The sequence below is a fragment of the Paracoccaceae bacterium Fryx2 genome (genome assembly GCA_032334235.1).
GTDB lineage: Bacteria > Pseudomonadota > Alphaproteobacteria > Rhodobacterales > Rhodobacteraceae > JAVSGI01.
Map to the genome: position 1 here is coordinate 1043774 of JAVSGI010000005.1, position 15215 is coordinate 1058988.

The window sequence follows — 15215 nt, forward strand, 5'->3', positions numbered from 1 at the left end:
TCGCGTCCCTTAATGCATGGCCACGTCGCTGCCCGGAACAACGGGCAGCGCGGCGCGGTAGTCGGCGGTCAGCTGGGCGACCGAAGGACCGATGATGTCGGTCACAAGGCTCGGGTAGACGCCCAGCAGCAGGGTCATGGCCACCAGCGGCGCGAAGATGGCCTTCTCGCGGCCGGTCATGTCGGTGATGGTCTTCAGGCTTTCCTTGATCAGCGCGCCGAACACGACGCGGCGGTAAAGCCACAGCCCGTAGGCCGCCGACAGGATCACGCCCGAGGTCGCCACGGCGGCAACCCAGGTGTTGACCTGGAAGATGCCGATCAGCGTCAGAAACTCGCCGATGAAACCGCTGGTCCCCGGCAGGCCGACGTTGGCCATGGTGAAGAACATGAACACCAGCGCATAGACCGGCATCCGGTTGACCAGCCCGCCATAGGCGTCGATCTCGCGGGTGTGCATCCGGTCATAGATCACGCCCACGATCAGGAACAGCGCGCCCGAGATGAAGCCGTGGCTGATCATCTGGAAGATCGCGCCATCGACCCCCTGCTGGTTGGCGGCAAAGATGCCCATGGTGACAAAGCCCATGTGCGCCACCGAGGAATAGGCGATCAGCTTCTTCATGTCGCTTTGGGCCAGCGCCACCAGACTTGTGTAGACGATGGCGATGGCGCTCATCCACAGCACCAGCGGCGACAGCAGATCCGACCCGACCGGGAACATCGGCAGGCTGAAGCGCAGGAAGCCGTAGCCCCCCATCTTCAGCAGGATGGCCGCCAGCACGACCGACCCCGCCGTGGGGGCCTGCACATGCGCGTCGGGCAGCCAGGTGTGCACCGGCCACATCGGCATCTTCACCGCAAAGCTGGCAAAGAAGGCCAGGAACAGCAGCGTCTGCAGCCCCCCGATGATCGGCAGGCCCAGAAGATGCATCGTGTCGCTGCTGAAGTTGTGGGTCAGCAGCGTCTCGATGTCGGTGGTTCCCGCATCGAAATACATCGCGATCATCGCGACCAGCATCAGCACCGAGCCGAGGAAGGTGTAGAGGAAGAACTTGAACGCCGCATAGATCCGTTCCTTGCCGCCCCAGATGCCGATGATCAGGAACATCGGGATCAGGCCCGCCTCGAAGAACAGGTAGAACAGCACCAGATCCAGCGCGCAGAACACGCCCAGCATCAGCGTTTCCAGCACCAGGAACGCGATCATGTATTCCTTGACCCGCGTCTTGACCGGCCAGCAGGCGGCGATGGTGATCGGCATCAGCGCCGTGGTCAGCATCACGAACAGCACCGAGATGCCGTCCACCCCCATCTTGTATTGCAGCCCGATGATCCAGTCGTGCTGCTCGACGAACTGGAAGCCGGTGTTGGACGGGTCGAACCCCGCCAGCAGGAACAGCGACACCACGAAGGACGCCGAGGTTGCCAGCAGCGCCAGCCATCGGGCGTTCTTCTGCGCCGCCTCGTCATCGCCGCGCAGGAACAGCGCCAGGATCAGCGCCGCCACCAGCGGAATGAAGGTTATGATGGAAAGCAGGTTTTCCATTATTCAGCGCCCCCCGTGAGCGTCATCCAGGTCACGAAGATCACAATCCCGAGGAACATCGCGAAGGCGTAGTGGAAGATGTAGCCAGACTGCGCCCGCCCGGCCAGGCGGGTCAGCAAGGGAATCAGGCCCAGCGCCACCCCGTTGATGGAGCCGTCGATCACGCTGCCGTCGCCGCGCCGCCACAGAAAATCGCCAAGCCAGCGGGCGGGGCGCACGAAGATGATCTCGTAGAGCTCGTCAAAGTACCATTTGTTCAGCAAGAACAGGTAGAGGGGGCGCTGCTGCGCAGCCAGCTTGCCCGGCAGCGCCGGATTCGCGATGTAGAACAGCCAAGCCAGCGCAAGGCCCAGGACCATCGCGACGAAGGGCGACAGCTTGACCCAGGCGGGCACCAGATGCGCCTCGTGCAGCACATGGTTGTCCGGCCCCATGGCAATCGCGCCCTTCGGGGCCGCGCCATGGACAGCCGGTGCCGCGTGCGGTGCGGCGTCGGTGACCGCAGGCTCTGCCGGAACGGCCGCGCCGTCGGTGACGACAGGCGCATCTGCCGGGGCCGCAGGCTCTGCCGGGGCGGCCGCGCCGTCGGTGACAACAGGCGCCCCGGCCGGGGCAGCGGGTTCGGCCGGGGCGGCGTGGCTTTCCACCGCGGCATGATCGCCCGCCCCAGCCTCGTGCTGTGCAGCCTCCATCCCGAACCAGTTGCGGACCTGATCCTCATCGCCGAAGAACACGTTGTACCAGATCATCCCCGAGAACACCGCCCCGAGGCCCAGCACGCCCAGCGGAATCAGCATGGTCTTGGGGCTTTCGTGGGCATGGTCATGGGTGTGGTGATCGCCGCGCGCCTTGCCGAAGAAGGTCATGAACATCAGCCGCCAGCTGTAGAAGCTGGTCATGAAGGCCGCGACCACCAAAAGCCAGAAGGCATACTGCGACCCGACGAAGGCAGACTCGATCACCGCATCCTTGGAAAAGAAGCCCGCGAAGCCGATGTAGGTGAAGGGTATCCCCACCCCGGTGATCGCCAGCGTGCCGACCAGCATCGCGGCGAAGGTGTAGGGGATCTTCTTGCGCAGGCCGCCGTAGTTCCGCATGTCCTGTTCGTGGTGCATGGCATGGATCACCGAGCCCGCGCCAAGGAACAGCATCGCCTTGAAGAAGGCATGGGTGAACAGGTGGAACATCGCCACCGAATAGACCCCGACACCCGCCGCCACGAACATGTAGCCAAGCTGCGAACAGGTCGAATAGGCGATGACGCGCTTGATGTCGTTCTGCACCAGACCGACCGTCGCGGCAAAGAACGCCGTCGTGGCACCCACCACCACGACCATCATCGCGGCATCGGGCGCATATTCGTAGATCGGCGACATGCGGCAGACGAGGAACACCCCCGCCGTGACCATCGTCGCGGCATGGATCAGCGCCGAAACCGGCGTCGGGCCTTCCATCGCGTCGGGCAGCCAGGTGTGCAACCCAAGTTGGGCCGACTTGCCCATCGCCCCGATGAACAGCAGGACGCCGATCAGGTTGGCGGCATTCCACTCGCCCCAGAGAAAGTGCAGGTTGGTCTCTGCCAGTTCGGGCACGGCGGCGAACACGTCGTCAAAGCGGATGCTGTCGGTCAGGAAGAACAGCGCAAAGATCCCCAGCGCAAAGCCGAAATCCCCGACCCGGTTGACGACGAACGCCTTGATCGCCGCCGCATTGGCGCTTGGCTTGCGGTAGTAGAACCCGATCAGCAGATAGGAGGCGACCCCCACCCCTTCCCAGCCGAAGAACATCTGCACCAGGTTGTCGGCGGTCACCAGCATCAGCATGGTGAAGGTGAAGAACGACAGATACGCGAAGAACCGCGCCTTGTAATGCTCGTGATGGCTCCAGTTCTCGTCATGCGCCATGTAGCCGAAGGAATAGAGGTGCACCAGCGCCGAGACCGTGGTCACCACCACCAGCATGATCGCGGTCAGCCGGTCCAGCCGGATCGCCCATTCCGTGCTGAGGCTGCCGGATTCGATCCAGCGCATCAGCACGACCTGCGTGGTCACGCCGTCGAAGGTCAGAAAGATGATCCAGGACAGCAGCGCCGCCAGGAAGACGAGGCCGGTGGTGATCACCTGCCCGGCAAATTCGCCGATGTAGCGCCAGCCGAAGCCGCAGATCAGCGCGCCGAGCAACGGCGCCAGTAGGATGATCGTTGCCATTGCGTCAGCCCTTCATCACGTTGACGTCTTCGACATCGATGGTGCCGCGCATCCGGAAGAAGCTGACGAGGATCGCCAGACCCACCGCCGCCTCGGCCGCCGCAACCGTCAGCACGAACAGGGTGAAGATCTGACCCACCAGATCGCCCAGAAAGCTGGAAAAGGCGACGAGGTTGATGTTGACGGCCAGCAGCATCAGCTCGATCGACATCATGATCACGATGACGTTCTTCCGGTTCAGGAAGATGCCGAAGATCCCGATGACGAACAGAGCAGCCGATACCGTCAGGTAATGTTCAAGTCCCACCATTTTCGTCCCTCCGGGTCATGCGCCCGTTTTTCCGTGTTCAGGGCGGTCCCGCGCGGGGGCCGCTGGAATGCGTCTCTCAGAGCCCCTGCCCCGGTTTCACGTCTTTCAGTTCCATCGCCTTGGCCGGATCGCGCCACATCTGGTGCAGCACGTTCTGGCGCTTGACATCGGTGCGGTGGCGCAGCGTCAGCACGATCGCCCCGATCATCGCCACCAGCAGGATCAGCCCGGAAAGCTGGAACAGCAGGATGTACTTGTCGTAGATCAGCAGGCCCAGCGCGCGGGTGTTCTCGACCTCGGCGAGGTCGGGTGCCAGCGCCTGGCGCAACCCCATCGCGCTGTCCGACTGGACCCAGACGCCCATCGCCAGCGCGAACTGCATCAGCAGCACCACCCCGATCAGCAGGGCCAGCGGCATGTATTTCGACATTTCCGCCTTCAGCTTGGCGAAATCCACATCCAGCATCATCACCACGAACAGGAACAGCACCGCCACCGCGCCGACATAGACGATCACCAGCAGCATCGCCACGAACTCTGCCCCGCACAGCAGGAACAGCCCCGACGACCCCATGAACGACAGGATCAGCCACAGAACCGAATGCACCGGGTTGCGAGCGATCGTGACCATCAGCCCGGCGGTGATCACGATCAGGGCAAAGGAATAGAAGGCGACATCGGGAAAGCTCATGCCTCGTCCTCCCCGGTTTCGGCAAAGACCGACTGCGCGATTTCCAGCGCCTTCTGCATGGCGGGCAGGCCGCCGAACATGCTCATCTGATAGATGACCTCGGCCACCTCGCGCTTGGTCGCCCCGGCGGCAAGCGCGTGGCGGATCGTCAGGCGCAGCTGCGGTTCGGCCTGCGCGCCCAGCACGGTCAGCGCGGCGATGGTGACCAGAAGCCGGGTGCGGGCATCAAGGCCTTCGCGGTTGAAGGTCTTGCCGAACCACATCTCCAGCATGTCCTTCGACATGGTGGGAAACAGCTTCTCGAAGCCCTTGACCTGGAAGTTCTCCAGCGCCGGGTTGAAGGCGCGGGCCATTTCCTGGCTCTGATCCATCATTGCCTTGAACATCTTGGAAAATTCTTCGGTCATACCTCAGCCCTCCAGCCGGTCTGTGATGCGCTGCATGTGGCCCGCCAGAAGCGTCAGGATCACCGACAGCCCGTCGGTCATCTGGCCCTGCTCGGCGCTTTCGCGGCGCAGCACGGCCATGTCGGCCCGCAGGGCGGCGATGTCGGTGCGCAGGGCCCTGATCTCGTCGAGGATATTGTCATCCATCGGGGTGCTCATCTGTAGGGCGCATCGGTTTCAAGGTTGCGGGCAATCTCGGCTTCCCAGCGGGCGCCGTTTTCCAGCAGGCGGTCCTTGTTGTAGAACAATTCCTCGCGGGTCTCGGTCGAGAACTCGAAGTTCGGGCCTTCGACGATGGCATCGACCGGGCAGGCTTCCTGGCAGAAGCCGCAATAGATGCATTTCGTCATGTCGATGTCGTAGCGCGTCGTGCGCCTGCTGCCATCCTCGCGCGGTTCGGCGTCGATGGTGATCGCCTGCGCCGGGCAGATCGCCTCGCACAGCTTGCATGCGATGCAGCGTTCCTCGCCGTTGGGGTAGCGGCGCAGCGCGTGCTCGCCGCGGAACCGCGGGGAAAGCGGCCCCTTTTCATGCGGATAGTTCAGCGTGACCTTGGGGGCGAAGAAATACTTCATCCCCAGCCCGAACCCCTTGATGAAATCGAACATCAGGAAGTACTTCGCCGCCCGCGTGTAGTCTATGGCACGATTGTCGCCCACGTCAGCCTCCCACGGTCCAGCGGGCCCAGGCCCCGCCCATCACTTCGAATTTCGCCAGGAACGCCACCAGGATCACCCAGCCGAGGCTCATCGGCAGGAACACCTTCCAGCCGATCCGCATAAGCTGGTCATAGCGGTAGCGCGGCACGATGGCCTTCACCATCGCGAACAGGAAGAAGAAGATCGCCATCTTGCCCACCATCCACAGCGCGCCATCGGGCAGGCCGGGAATGGGCGACAGCCAGCCGCCGAAGAACAGCACGCTCATCAGGCCGCACATCATGAAAATGGCGATATATTCGCCGGCCATGAACAGCAGGTAGGGGGTCGAGGAGTATTCGACCATGAACCCCGCCACCAGTTCCGACTCTGCCTCGGGCAGATCGAACGGCGGGCGGTTGGTTTCGGCCAGCGCCGAGATGAAGAACAGCACCACCATCGGCAGGTGCGGCAGCCAGTACCAGTTGAACAGCCCCAGATCGCCGTCCTGCGCCCGCACGATGTCGCTGAGGTTCAGCGACCCGGTCGAGATGATCACCCCGATGATGATCAGCCCGATCGACACCTCGTAGGAGATCATCTGCGCGGCGGACCGCAGCGAGCCGAGGAACGGGTATTTCGAGTTCGACGCCCAGCCCCCCATGATCACGCCGTAAACCTCCAGCGAGGACACGGCAAAGATGAACAGGATCGCCACGTTGATGTCGCCCAGCACCCAGCCGTCTGCGAAGGGTATGACCGACCACGCCATCATCGCCAGCACGAAGCTCAGCATCGGGGCAAGGAAGAACACCGCCCGGTCGGCCCCGGCGGGGATGACGATTTCCTTGACCACGTACTTCAGCGCATCGGCCACCGATTGCAGCAGCCCGAACGGCCCCACCACGTTCGGCCCGCGCCGCATCTGCACCGCAGCCCAGATCTTGCGGTCGCCATAGACGAGGAACAGCAGGCTGATCATCACGAAGGCCACGACCAGCAGGCTTTGCGCCGCCAGCAGCAACACCGTCCCCAGCCCCGTTTGCAGAAAGTCAGCCATGATGCCCCGTATTCCTCAGCGCCCTGTTGCTTGGCGCGGCCCCAGTCGTGCGATGCCCTGTCGGGCACCCCTTGTCAAACCGTCGGTATGCCCTGCTCGCCACAATCGCGCACCGTCACTTCGGCGTCGATGGTCTTGAGCCCGCGGGGCAGCGCCGACGAAATCGTGTAGACCGCATCGCCGCGCCAGCCGTCCCCGGCACGCGACACGTTGGTGCGCAGATGCCGGGCGAAACCGAACCCCCGGATCAGCGCATATTGCGCCGCCGCACAGCGCCCGTAGGCCGCCACATCCTCGTTGTTGCGCGCGCCTTTCATGGCGACGCGAAAGTTCACCAGATCGCCGTCCAGCAGGATGGTCTCGATCCCGCCATAGGCCGGGCGGAAGCCCGAAGTCGAGGGCGCCTCCTGCGGCGCACAGCCCGCCGCGAGGGCGAGCGTCAGGCCAAGGCAAAGGCGCGTGCCGCAAGTCATGCCGTCACTCCGCCGCAAGCGGGCTGTTGCGCCGCGCCGCCACGCCCGCCGAAAGCTCGGCCATCAGCGCGCTGGCGCGGGCAATCGGGTTGGTCAGGTAGAAATCGGCCACCGCGGTGCGGAAATCGGCCCTTGCCGCATCGCGCAGCGGCAAGGGTTCCCAGACGTTCACCGGCACCGCGTCGATCCGGGCCAGATACGGCACCGCCTGCACCAGCGCCCGACGCAGCGCCGCCAGCGAGTCCCACGGCTGCACCACGCCCAGTTCGGCCGACAAGGCCCGCAGGATCGCCCAGTTCTCCTTGGCCTCGCCAGGCGCAAAGCCCGCGCGCGAGGCGCGCTGCGGCCGGCCTTCGGTGTTGACGAAGATGCCGCTTTCCTCGGTCCAGGCCGCGCCCGGCAGGATCAGGTCGGCGCGGTGCGCGCCCCTGTCTCCGTGGCTGCCCTGGTAGATCACGAAGGCACCGGCGGCGATTTCCACCTCGTCGGCCCCCAGATTGTAGATCACCTCGGCACCGTCCAGCGCGGCAGCCAGACCGCCTTCGGTCACCGCCCCCACATCCATCGCGCCGACCCGTGCGGCGGCGGTGTGCAGCACCAGCAGCTTCCCGCCCTGCGCCCCGGCAAGCTGCATCGCCTGCGCCAGCACGGCCTCGCCATCGGCCTCGGTCAGCGCGCCCTGCCCGACGATCACCAGCGCGGGCTTGTCCATCGCCTGCGCCCCGGCCGCCATCTGCGCCAGCGCATCGCGCCCTGTGCCTGCATGGGTCACGTCATAGGTCAGGTCGGCGGCGGGCCCGACAAGCGTGATCTCTGCCCCCAGCGTCCAGGCCTTGCGCAGCCGCGCGTTCAGCACTGGCGACTCCAGCCGCGGGTTGGTGCCGATCAGGGTGATCACCTTCGCAGCATCGATGTCGGCAATCGTCGCGGTGCCGACATAGGCCGAGCGGTTGCCCGCAGGCAGCTTCGCGCCATCGGTGCGGCACTCGATCCGCCCGCCGAGACTGTCGATCAGCGCCTTCAACGCAAAAGCCGCCTCGACCGGCACCAGATCACCGACCAGCGCCGCCACCTTGCGCCCGCGCATCGCGGCGGCGGCAGCCACCAGCGCCTCGCCCCAGCCCGCTTTGCGCAGGCGGCCGTTCTCGCGGATGTAGGGCGTGTCGAGCCGCTGGCGGCGCAGGCCGTCCCAGACGAAGCGGGTCTTGTCGGAAATCCATTCCTCGTTCACGCCGTCATGGTTGCGCGGCAGGATGCGCATGACTTCGCGGCCCTTGGTGTCTATGCGGATGTTCGACCCCAGCGCATCCATCACGTCGATGCTTTCGGTCTTGGTCAGTTCCCACGGCCGCGCCGTGAAGGCATAGGGCTTGGAGGTCAGCGCGCCGACCGGGCACAGGTCGATGATGTTGCCCTGAAGGTTGCTGTCCAGCGTGCCGCCAAGATAGGTGGTGATCTCGGCATCCTCGCCGCGCCCGGTCTGGCCCATCTGGGTGATCCCGGCGACTTCCGAGGTAAAGCGGACGCAGCGCGTGCAGGAAATGCAGCGCGTCATCTTGGTTGCGACCAGCGGCCCCAGATCCAGGTCTTCCGACGCGCGCTTGGGCTCGCGGTAGCGGCTGAAATCGACGCCGTAAGCCATCGCCTGATCCTGCAGGTCGCATTCGCCGCCCTGATCGCAGATCGGGCAGTCGAGCGGGTGGTTGATCAGCAGGAATTCCATCACCCCCTCGCGGGCCTTCTTGACCATGGGCGAGTTGGTCCGGACCACCGGCGGCTCGCCGTTGGGGCCGGGCCGCAGGTCGCGCACCTGCATCGCGCAGGAAGCGGTGGGTTTCGGCGGCCCGCCCACCACCTCGACCAGGCACATGCGGCAGTTGCCCGCGATGGTCAGCCGTTCATGGTAGCAGAAGCGCGGCACCTCCACCCCTGCCAGCTCGCAGGCCTGGATCAGCGTCATCGCGCCGTCAACCTCGATCACGGTGCCGTCGATGCTGATTTTCTTGAGGTTGGTCATAGGCTTACTCCGCCGCCGCTTGGGCACAGCCGTGGGTTTGCCACAGGCTTGTCTCACTCAGATGCGACCGGCCGAACGCCTGATCGCTGTCACCATGGTCGTGCATCCCGGTCATGCGCAACCCTCCACGAAAACCCAGCCGCCACCGTCGAACCGGTCGTGGATCGAGCTTTGCACGCCGCCCGGGCCGCACAGCGCGTCGGCCGCGCGCCGCGCATCGGCGCCCTGGTCATAGGCAAAGGGCACCGGCCCCGTCCGGGTAACCCGCACGCCGCCGCCCGCCACCGGTTTCAGCACCGCCTGCACCGGGGCCGCGCCGACGGGCATCGCCACCGGCGCCGGGGCCGCGCAGGCCGCCAGCACCGCCGCCGGAACCAGAAGGGTTGTTGCCCGCTTCACCGCCTACCCCGCCGCCATCGCGCCCATGCGCCCGGTCTTCTTCGCCTTGATGCGGTCCTCGATCTCCTCGCGGAAATGCCGCACCAGCCCCTGGATCGGCCAGGCCGCGGCATCGCCCAGCGCGCAGATCGTGTGGCCCTCGACCTGCCTGGTCACGCTCAGCAGCATGTCGATCTCCTCGACATCGGCCTCGCCGGTCACCAGCCGTTCCATCACCCGCATCATCCAGCCGGTGCCTTCGCGGCAGGGGGTGCACTGGCCGCAGCTTTCGTGCTTGTAGAACTTCGACAGCCGCCAGATCGCCTTGATTACGTCGGTGCTCTGATCCATCACGATCACCGCCGCCGTGCCGAGGCCCGACTTCTGCTCCCGCAGCCAGTCGAAATCCATGATCGCATCGTCGCATTGCGCGGCGTTCAGCATCGGCACCGACGACCCGCCGGGGATCACCGCCTTGATGTTCTTCCAGCCGCCCCGCACGCCGCCGCAATGGCGGTCGAGCAACTCGCGCAGGCTGATCGACATCGCCTCCTCGACGACGCAGGGGTTGTTGACGTGGCCCGAGATGCCGAACAGCTTGGTCCCGGCATTGTTCGGCCGACCGAAGCCCGCGAACCACTCGGCGCCGCGCCGCAGGATGGTGGGCACCACCGCGATGGATTCGACGTTGTTCACCGTGGTCGGGCAGCCGTAGAGGCCCGAGCCTGCCGGGAACGGCGGCTTCATCCGCGGCATCCCCTTCTTGCCTTCAAGGCTTTCCAGCAGCGCGGTTTCCTCGCCGCAGATGTAGGCCCCGGCGCCGTGGTGCAGGTAAAGATCATAGTCATAGCCCGACCCGCAGGCGTTCTTGCCGATCAGCCCCGCGTCATAGGCCTCGTCGATCGCGGTCTGCAGCGCCTCGCGCTCGCGGATGTATTCGCCGCGGATGTAGATGTAGCCCGCCACCGCGTTCATCGCGAAACCGGCGATCAGGCAGCCTTCGACCAGCGTGTGCGGGTCGTGGCGCATGATCTCGCGGTCCTTGCAGGTGCCGGGTTCGGATTCGTCGGCGTTCACCACCAGATACGACGGCCGCCCGTCCGATGCCTTGGGCATGAACGACCATTTCAGCCCGGTCGGAAAGCCCGCCCCGCCGCGGCCGCGCAGGCCCGAGGCCTTGATGCGGTCCACCAGCCAGTCGCGGCCCTCGCCGATGAAGCCCGCCGTGCCCGACCAGTGCCCGCGCTTGCGCGCGCCCGCAAGACTGCGGTCGTGCATCCCGTACAGGTTGGTGAAGATCCGGTCCTGGTCTTTCAGCATCATGCGTCCTCAATTGTTCCGTGGGCCGGCCTTCTGTCGCCGCCAGAGCCGATAGGTGACAACCAGCGCCCAGACGAACGCGGCCAGTGCGGCAAGGTCGAACAGGAAGGCAAAGCGGCTGTCCCAGCCCAGCCGCCCGCCCAGCCATTGCGCCCCCACCCACAGGATCATGGTGCCCGCGATCATGAACGCGACCATCCGCGCCTGCTTCGCCAGATACCTGTCCTCGGGGGTGGGGGCTTTTGTCATGGGTCAGTGAATCCGGCCGGCCCGGACACCGGCCGAATGTTCGGTCTTGCCCCCGGCGGCCAGAATCTTCGCTTGCTCCACCCAGTCGTCACGGGTCACGCGCCCATTGAAGCCTTCCAGATTGTCATCGACCCAAGCGATCTCTTCCGGGGTCCAATGGGCGATCTGGTCGAAATGGTAAAAGCCGAGGCTGTGGCAAAGCACTTCAAGCTTTGGCCCTATACCCTTGATTTCCTTCAGATCATCCGCCTTGCCCTCGCGCGCCATGCTCAGCCCTTCGGGTTTGCGGGCCGGTGCCCCGGTTGCGGCGGCGGCGGTCACCGCGGCGGGCGCCATGGCGGCGGGCGCGGCACGGGCCGGCGTGGACGCGGCAGGAACGGGCGCCGTGGCCGGTTCGGCCGCAGGCACCACGGGCGCCGGCGGGGCCATGCCCGGTTCACCCCAGCGCAGGCCGATCACCAGCCCGAGCACGGTCGTCAGCACGATGCCGGTGAATGACGCCTGCATCAGGTTGAAGTCGCCGATCACACTGGCGACGCCACCGGCCACCAGACCCGCAGCCACCGCAATAACCCACCCGTCCAGCAGGGGGCCGTTCTTGAATTCTGCACTACTCATTGGTTCGGTCTCCACTTTATTGCCCGTCACCGGGTCGTGTTGCCTATGTGTCGAGATCGTCACAGTCATCTTGCGGGCCGAAGGTCAGCTCTGGCCGCCCGCTGCCAGTCGTTTCGCCTGCGCCACCCAGTCGTCGCGGCTCACGCAACCGGCCGGGCCTTGCAGATTGTCATCCATCCAGGCCACTTCGGCCGCCGTCAGGGCCGCGATCTGGTCGAAATGGAACAGGCCCAGATCGTGGCACCGGGCTTCAAGTCCGGCGTCCATCCCCTTGATCTGCATCAGATCGTCGGGTTTGCCACCGCGCGGGGCGGCAAGCGCCTGCGGCTTTTCGCGGGTCAGCGGTTCGGCGGGCGCGACCGAGGGCTGGCGCTCCGGCATCCCCTTGGAAAGCGCCGGCGCCTCCTGCACCGTGATGCCGGTCGCATCCACGGGAACGCCTTCGCCCGGCGTCGGTTCGGTTTCCTGCCCCTCGGCAGGGGTCGCGGGTTCGGCGCGGCCCAGCCAAGGCGTCAGCAGAGGCACTTCGCTGCCGTCGATCCGCTTCACCGTGTCGCCAAGGTCCACCGCCGCCTGCACGCTGGCATTGTATTGCGTGCGCCCGCTTTCGAAATCCTTCAGCGAGGTCAGCCCCGACAGCGGTTCCGAGGCATAGCGCCCGTTCTGGGGCCCCGGCACCGGCACCTCGCCCGCCGCAAACCGCCCGATCAGCTCGCGCAGCCGGGCTGCCGTCAGGTCTTCGTAATAATCCTTGCCGATCTGGGCCATCGGCGCGTTGGTGCAGGCGCCGAGGCACTCGACCTCTTCCCAGCTGAACCGGCCATCGGCCGACAGCGTGTGCGCCTTGGGCGAAATCAGTTCCTTGCAGACCGCGATCAGTTCCTCGGCGCCGCAGATCATGCACGAGGTGGTGCCGCAAACCTGAACATGTGCAATGGAACCAACGGGTTGAAGCTGAAACATGAAGTAGAACGTCGCCACTTCCAGCGCCCGGATACGGGCCATGCCCAGCATGTCGGCGACATGCTCGATCGCCGGGCGGGAAAGCCAGCCCTCCTGCTCCTGCGCGCGCCAGAGCAGCGGAATGATCGCCGAAGCCTGTCGCCCATCCGGGTATTTGGTGATCTGGCCCTTGGCCCAGGCGAGGTTCGCCGCGGTGAAGGCGAAACTGTCGGGCTGGGTGTGGTTCAGGCGGCGCAGCATCAGTTCATCCTATTGCAGATCGCAGGCCGAAGCCCATTCCAGACAATCAGCGAGGCTGGCACCAGAGTGGCGAGCACCGTTCCCGCCACCAGACCCGCCCAGAGCACGGCGCGCCAGTATCCCCCGCCCCAACGCGCCGCTGCGGTGCCGCCCAAGAGCGCCAGTCCGAAGGGCGTCAGAGCGATCAGCAGGCCGAGGATCTTCCACTTCGTGCAGTAGTCCATCGGGCACCATCACCGGTCGATCTCCCCGAACACCACATCCATCGAACCGATGATGGCCGACACGTCGGCCAGTTGGTGACCCTTGGCCATGTAGTCCATCGCCTGCAGGTGCAGGAAACCCGGCGCGCGGATCTTGGCGCGGTAGGGCTTGTTCGTCCCATCTGCTACCAGATAAACGCCGAATTCGCCCTTGGGCGCCTCGACGCAGGCGTAGATTTCGCCTGCGGGCACATGGAAGCCTTCGGTGTAGAGCTTGAAGTGATGGATCAGCGCCTCCATCGAGGTCTTCATCTCGGCCCGCTTCGGCGGCGTGATCTTGCCGCGCGCCAGCACCTCGCCCGGCTCGACCCGCAGCTTGGCGCAGGCCTGGCGGATGATGCTGGTCGACTGCCGCATCTCCTCCATCCGGCAGAGATAGCGGTCGTAGCAGTCGCCGTTCTTGCCCACGGGAATCTGGAAGTCGAATTCGTCATAGCATTCATAGGGCTGGCTGCGCCGCAGATCCCAGGCAAGGCCAGAGCCCCGCACCATGACGCCCGAAAAGCCCCAGTCGAGAATGTCCTGCTCGGTCACCACGCCGATGTCGGCGTTGCGCTGCTTGAAGATGCGGTTCTCGGTCAGCAGGCCGTCGATGTCGTCGATCACGCGGGGGAACTCGACCGCCCACTGGTCGATGTCCTCGATCAGCTGCGGCGGCAGGTCCTGATGCACCCCGCCGGGGCGGAAATAGGCCGCGTGAAGGCGCGCCCCACAGGCCCGCTCGTAGAACACCATCAGCCTTTCGCGTTCTTCGAAGCCCCAGAGCGGCGGCGTCAGCGCGCCCACGTCCATCGCCTGCGTCGTCACGTTCAAGAGGTGGTTCAGCACCCGGCCGATCTCGCAGAACAGCACCCGGATCAGTTGCGCCCGACGCGGCACCACCGTGCCGGTCAGCTTCTCGATCGCCAGACACCAGGCATGTTCCTGGTTCATCGGCGCGACGTAATCGAGCCGGTCGAAATACGGCAGGTTCTGCAGGTAGGTGCGGCTTTCCATCAGCTTTTCGGTGCCGCGGTGCAGCAGCCCGATATGGGGGTCGCAGCGCTCGACGATCTCGCCGTCAAGCTCCAGCACAAGACGCAGAACGCCATGCGCCGCAGGGTGCTGCGGGCCGAAGTTGATGTTGAAGGTGCGGATCGACTGTTCGCCGGTCAGCGCGTCGTCATAATGCGCGTCCATCACTTCGCCCCCGCCTTCTGGTCACCGGGAAGGATGTAGTTTGCCCCTTCCCACGGGCTCATGAAATCGAACTGGCGGTATTCCTGCACCAGCTTGACCGGCTCATAGACCACGCGCTTCTTTTCCTCGTCATAGCGGACCTCGGTATAGCCGGTGGTCGGAAAGTCCTTGCGCATCGGGTGGCCGCGAAAGCCGTAGTCGGTCAGGATGCGGCGCAGGTCGGGGTGGCCGGTGAACAGGATGCCGAACATGTCGAACACCTCGCGCTCGAACCAGTTGGCGCTGGGGTGGACGCGGTGCAGCGAGGCCAGCATCTGGTCTTCGCGCAAGGCCAGCTTCAGGCGGATGCGCTGGTTCTGGTACATCGACAGGAAGTGGTAGACCACCTCGAACCGCGCCACCCGGTCGGGATGGTCGATCGCCGTGATGTCCACGAGGCTGGAGAACCGGCACGCCGGATCGGTCTTGAGAAATTCGACCAGCGCCACCAGATGCGCCGGCAGCACCTCCAGCGTCAGCTCGCCATGCGTCACGGCGGCCGAAACCACCGCATCGGCGCGTTTCATCCGGATCAGGGCACCAAGTTCGACAAGCGCATCAGACATCGGACGCCTC

Annotated in this window: 18 protein-coding genes; all 18 read right to left on the bottom strand. The window is 65.4% G+C overall.

All coding sequences use genetic code 11. From position 1 onward, the window contains the following. Nucleotides 1-9: 9 nt before the first annotated feature. A complete protein-coding gene (locus tag RNZ50_14185; GenBank protein ID MDT8856145.1) occupies nt 10-1548 on the bottom strand; it encodes an NADH-quinone oxidoreductase subunit M in 1539 nt (512 codons plus the stop codon). Further along, entirely contained in the window at nt 1548-3755 is a 2208-nt protein-coding gene (gene nuoL, locus RNZ50_14190; GenBank protein MDT8856146.1) for an NADH-quinone oxidoreductase subunit L, read from the bottom strand. The genes RNZ50_14185 and nuoL overlap by 1 nt, the downstream gene beginning before the upstream one ends. A 4-nt stretch (nt 3756-3759) precedes the next feature. Next, the gene (gene nuoK / locus RNZ50_14195) at nt 3760-4065 is read right to left on the bottom strand and encodes an NADH-quinone oxidoreductase subunit NuoK (GenBank protein ID MDT8856147.1); all 306 of its coding nucleotides are present in this window, start codon (nt 4063-4065) and stop codon (nt 3760-3762) included. A gap of 76 nt (nt 4066-4141) precedes the next feature. Continuing rightward, a complete protein-coding gene (locus tag RNZ50_14200) occupies nt 4142-4756 on the bottom strand; it encodes an NADH-quinone oxidoreductase subunit J (GenBank protein MDT8856148.1) in 615 nt (204 codons plus the stop codon). After that, a complete protein-coding gene (locus tag RNZ50_14205; protein MDT8856149.1) occupies nt 4753-5163 on the bottom strand; it encodes a carboxymuconolactone decarboxylase family protein in 411 nt (136 codons plus the stop codon). The genes RNZ50_14200 and RNZ50_14205 overlap by 4 nt, the downstream gene beginning before the upstream one ends. A gap of 3 nt (nt 5164-5166) precedes the next feature. Then, nucleotides 5167-5349 carry a hypothetical protein gene (locus RNZ50_14210; GenBank protein ID MDT8856150.1) on the bottom strand — a complete coding sequence of 61 codons (183 nt, stop codon included), beginning with the start codon at nt 5347-5349 and terminating at the stop codon, nt 5167-5169. Nucleotides 5350-5357: 8 nt separating this feature from the next. Continuing rightward, nucleotides 5358-5861, bottom strand: coding sequence for an NADH-quinone oxidoreductase subunit NuoI (nuoI, locus tag RNZ50_14215; GenBank protein ID MDT8856151.1), 504 nt, complete (start codon nt 5859-5861; stop codon nt 5358-5360). A 1-nt stretch (nt 5862) separates the two neighbouring features. After that, a complete protein-coding gene (nuoH, locus tag RNZ50_14220) occupies nt 5863-6900 on the bottom strand; it encodes an NADH-quinone oxidoreductase subunit NuoH (protein MDT8856152.1) in 1038 nt (345 codons plus the stop codon). Nucleotides 6901-6974: 74 nt separating this feature from the next. Further along, a complete protein-coding gene (locus tag RNZ50_14225; protein ID MDT8856153.1) occupies nt 6975-7373 on the bottom strand; it encodes a hypothetical protein in 399 nt (132 codons plus the stop codon). 4 nt (nt 7374-7377) lie between these two features. Next, nucleotides 7378-9390, bottom strand: coding sequence for an NADH-quinone oxidoreductase subunit NuoG (gene nuoG, locus RNZ50_14230; GenBank protein MDT8856154.1), 2013 nt, complete (start codon nt 9388-9390; stop codon nt 7378-7380). A 111-nt stretch (nt 9391-9501) separates the two neighbouring features. Next, nucleotides 9502-9789 carry a hypothetical protein gene (locus RNZ50_14235; protein ID MDT8856155.1) on the bottom strand — a complete coding sequence of 96 codons (288 nt, stop codon included), beginning with the start codon at nt 9787-9789 and terminating at the stop codon, nt 9502-9504. Between the two features lie 3 nt (nt 9790-9792). Beyond that, entirely contained in the window at nt 9793-11088 is a 1296-nt protein-coding gene (gene nuoF, locus RNZ50_14240) for an NADH-quinone oxidoreductase subunit NuoF (protein ID MDT8856156.1), read from the bottom strand. A 9-nt stretch (nt 11089-11097) separates the two neighbouring features. Further along, nucleotides 11098-11337: a DUF5337 domain-containing protein gene (locus tag RNZ50_14245; GenBank protein ID MDT8856157.1), complete on the bottom strand. Its 240-nt coding sequence runs from the start codon at nt 11335-11337 to the stop codon at nt 11098-11100. Nucleotides 11338-11340: 3 nt separating this feature from the next. Continuing rightward, complete coding sequence (locus RNZ50_14250; GenBank protein ID MDT8856158.1) at nt 11341-12018, bottom strand: NADH:ubiquinone oxidoreductase; 678 nt, start codon at nt 12016-12018, stop codon at nt 11341-11343. A 21-nt stretch (nt 12019-12039) separates the two neighbouring features. Continuing rightward, complete coding sequence (locus RNZ50_14255; GenBank protein MDT8856159.1) at nt 12040-13158, bottom strand: NADH-quinone oxidoreductase subunit E; 1119 nt, start codon at nt 13156-13158, stop codon at nt 12040-12042. Next, a complete protein-coding gene (locus tag RNZ50_14260; GenBank protein MDT8856160.1) occupies nt 13158-13382 on the bottom strand; it encodes a hypothetical protein in 225 nt (74 codons plus the stop codon). The genes RNZ50_14255 and RNZ50_14260 overlap by 1 nt, the downstream gene beginning before the upstream one ends. Before the next feature lie 9 nt (nt 13383-13391). After that, complete coding sequence (locus RNZ50_14265) at nt 13392-14600, bottom strand: NADH-quinone oxidoreductase subunit D (protein MDT8856161.1); 1209 nt, start codon at nt 14598-14600, stop codon at nt 13392-13394. Beyond that, nucleotides 14600-15205 (bottom strand): NADH-quinone oxidoreductase subunit C, encoded by a 606-nt coding sequence (locus RNZ50_14270; protein ID MDT8856162.1) that lies wholly within the window; start codon nt 15203-15205, stop codon nt 14600-14602. The genes RNZ50_14265 and RNZ50_14270 overlap by 1 nt, the downstream gene beginning before the upstream one ends. Nucleotides 15206-15215 lie beyond the last annotated feature (10 nt).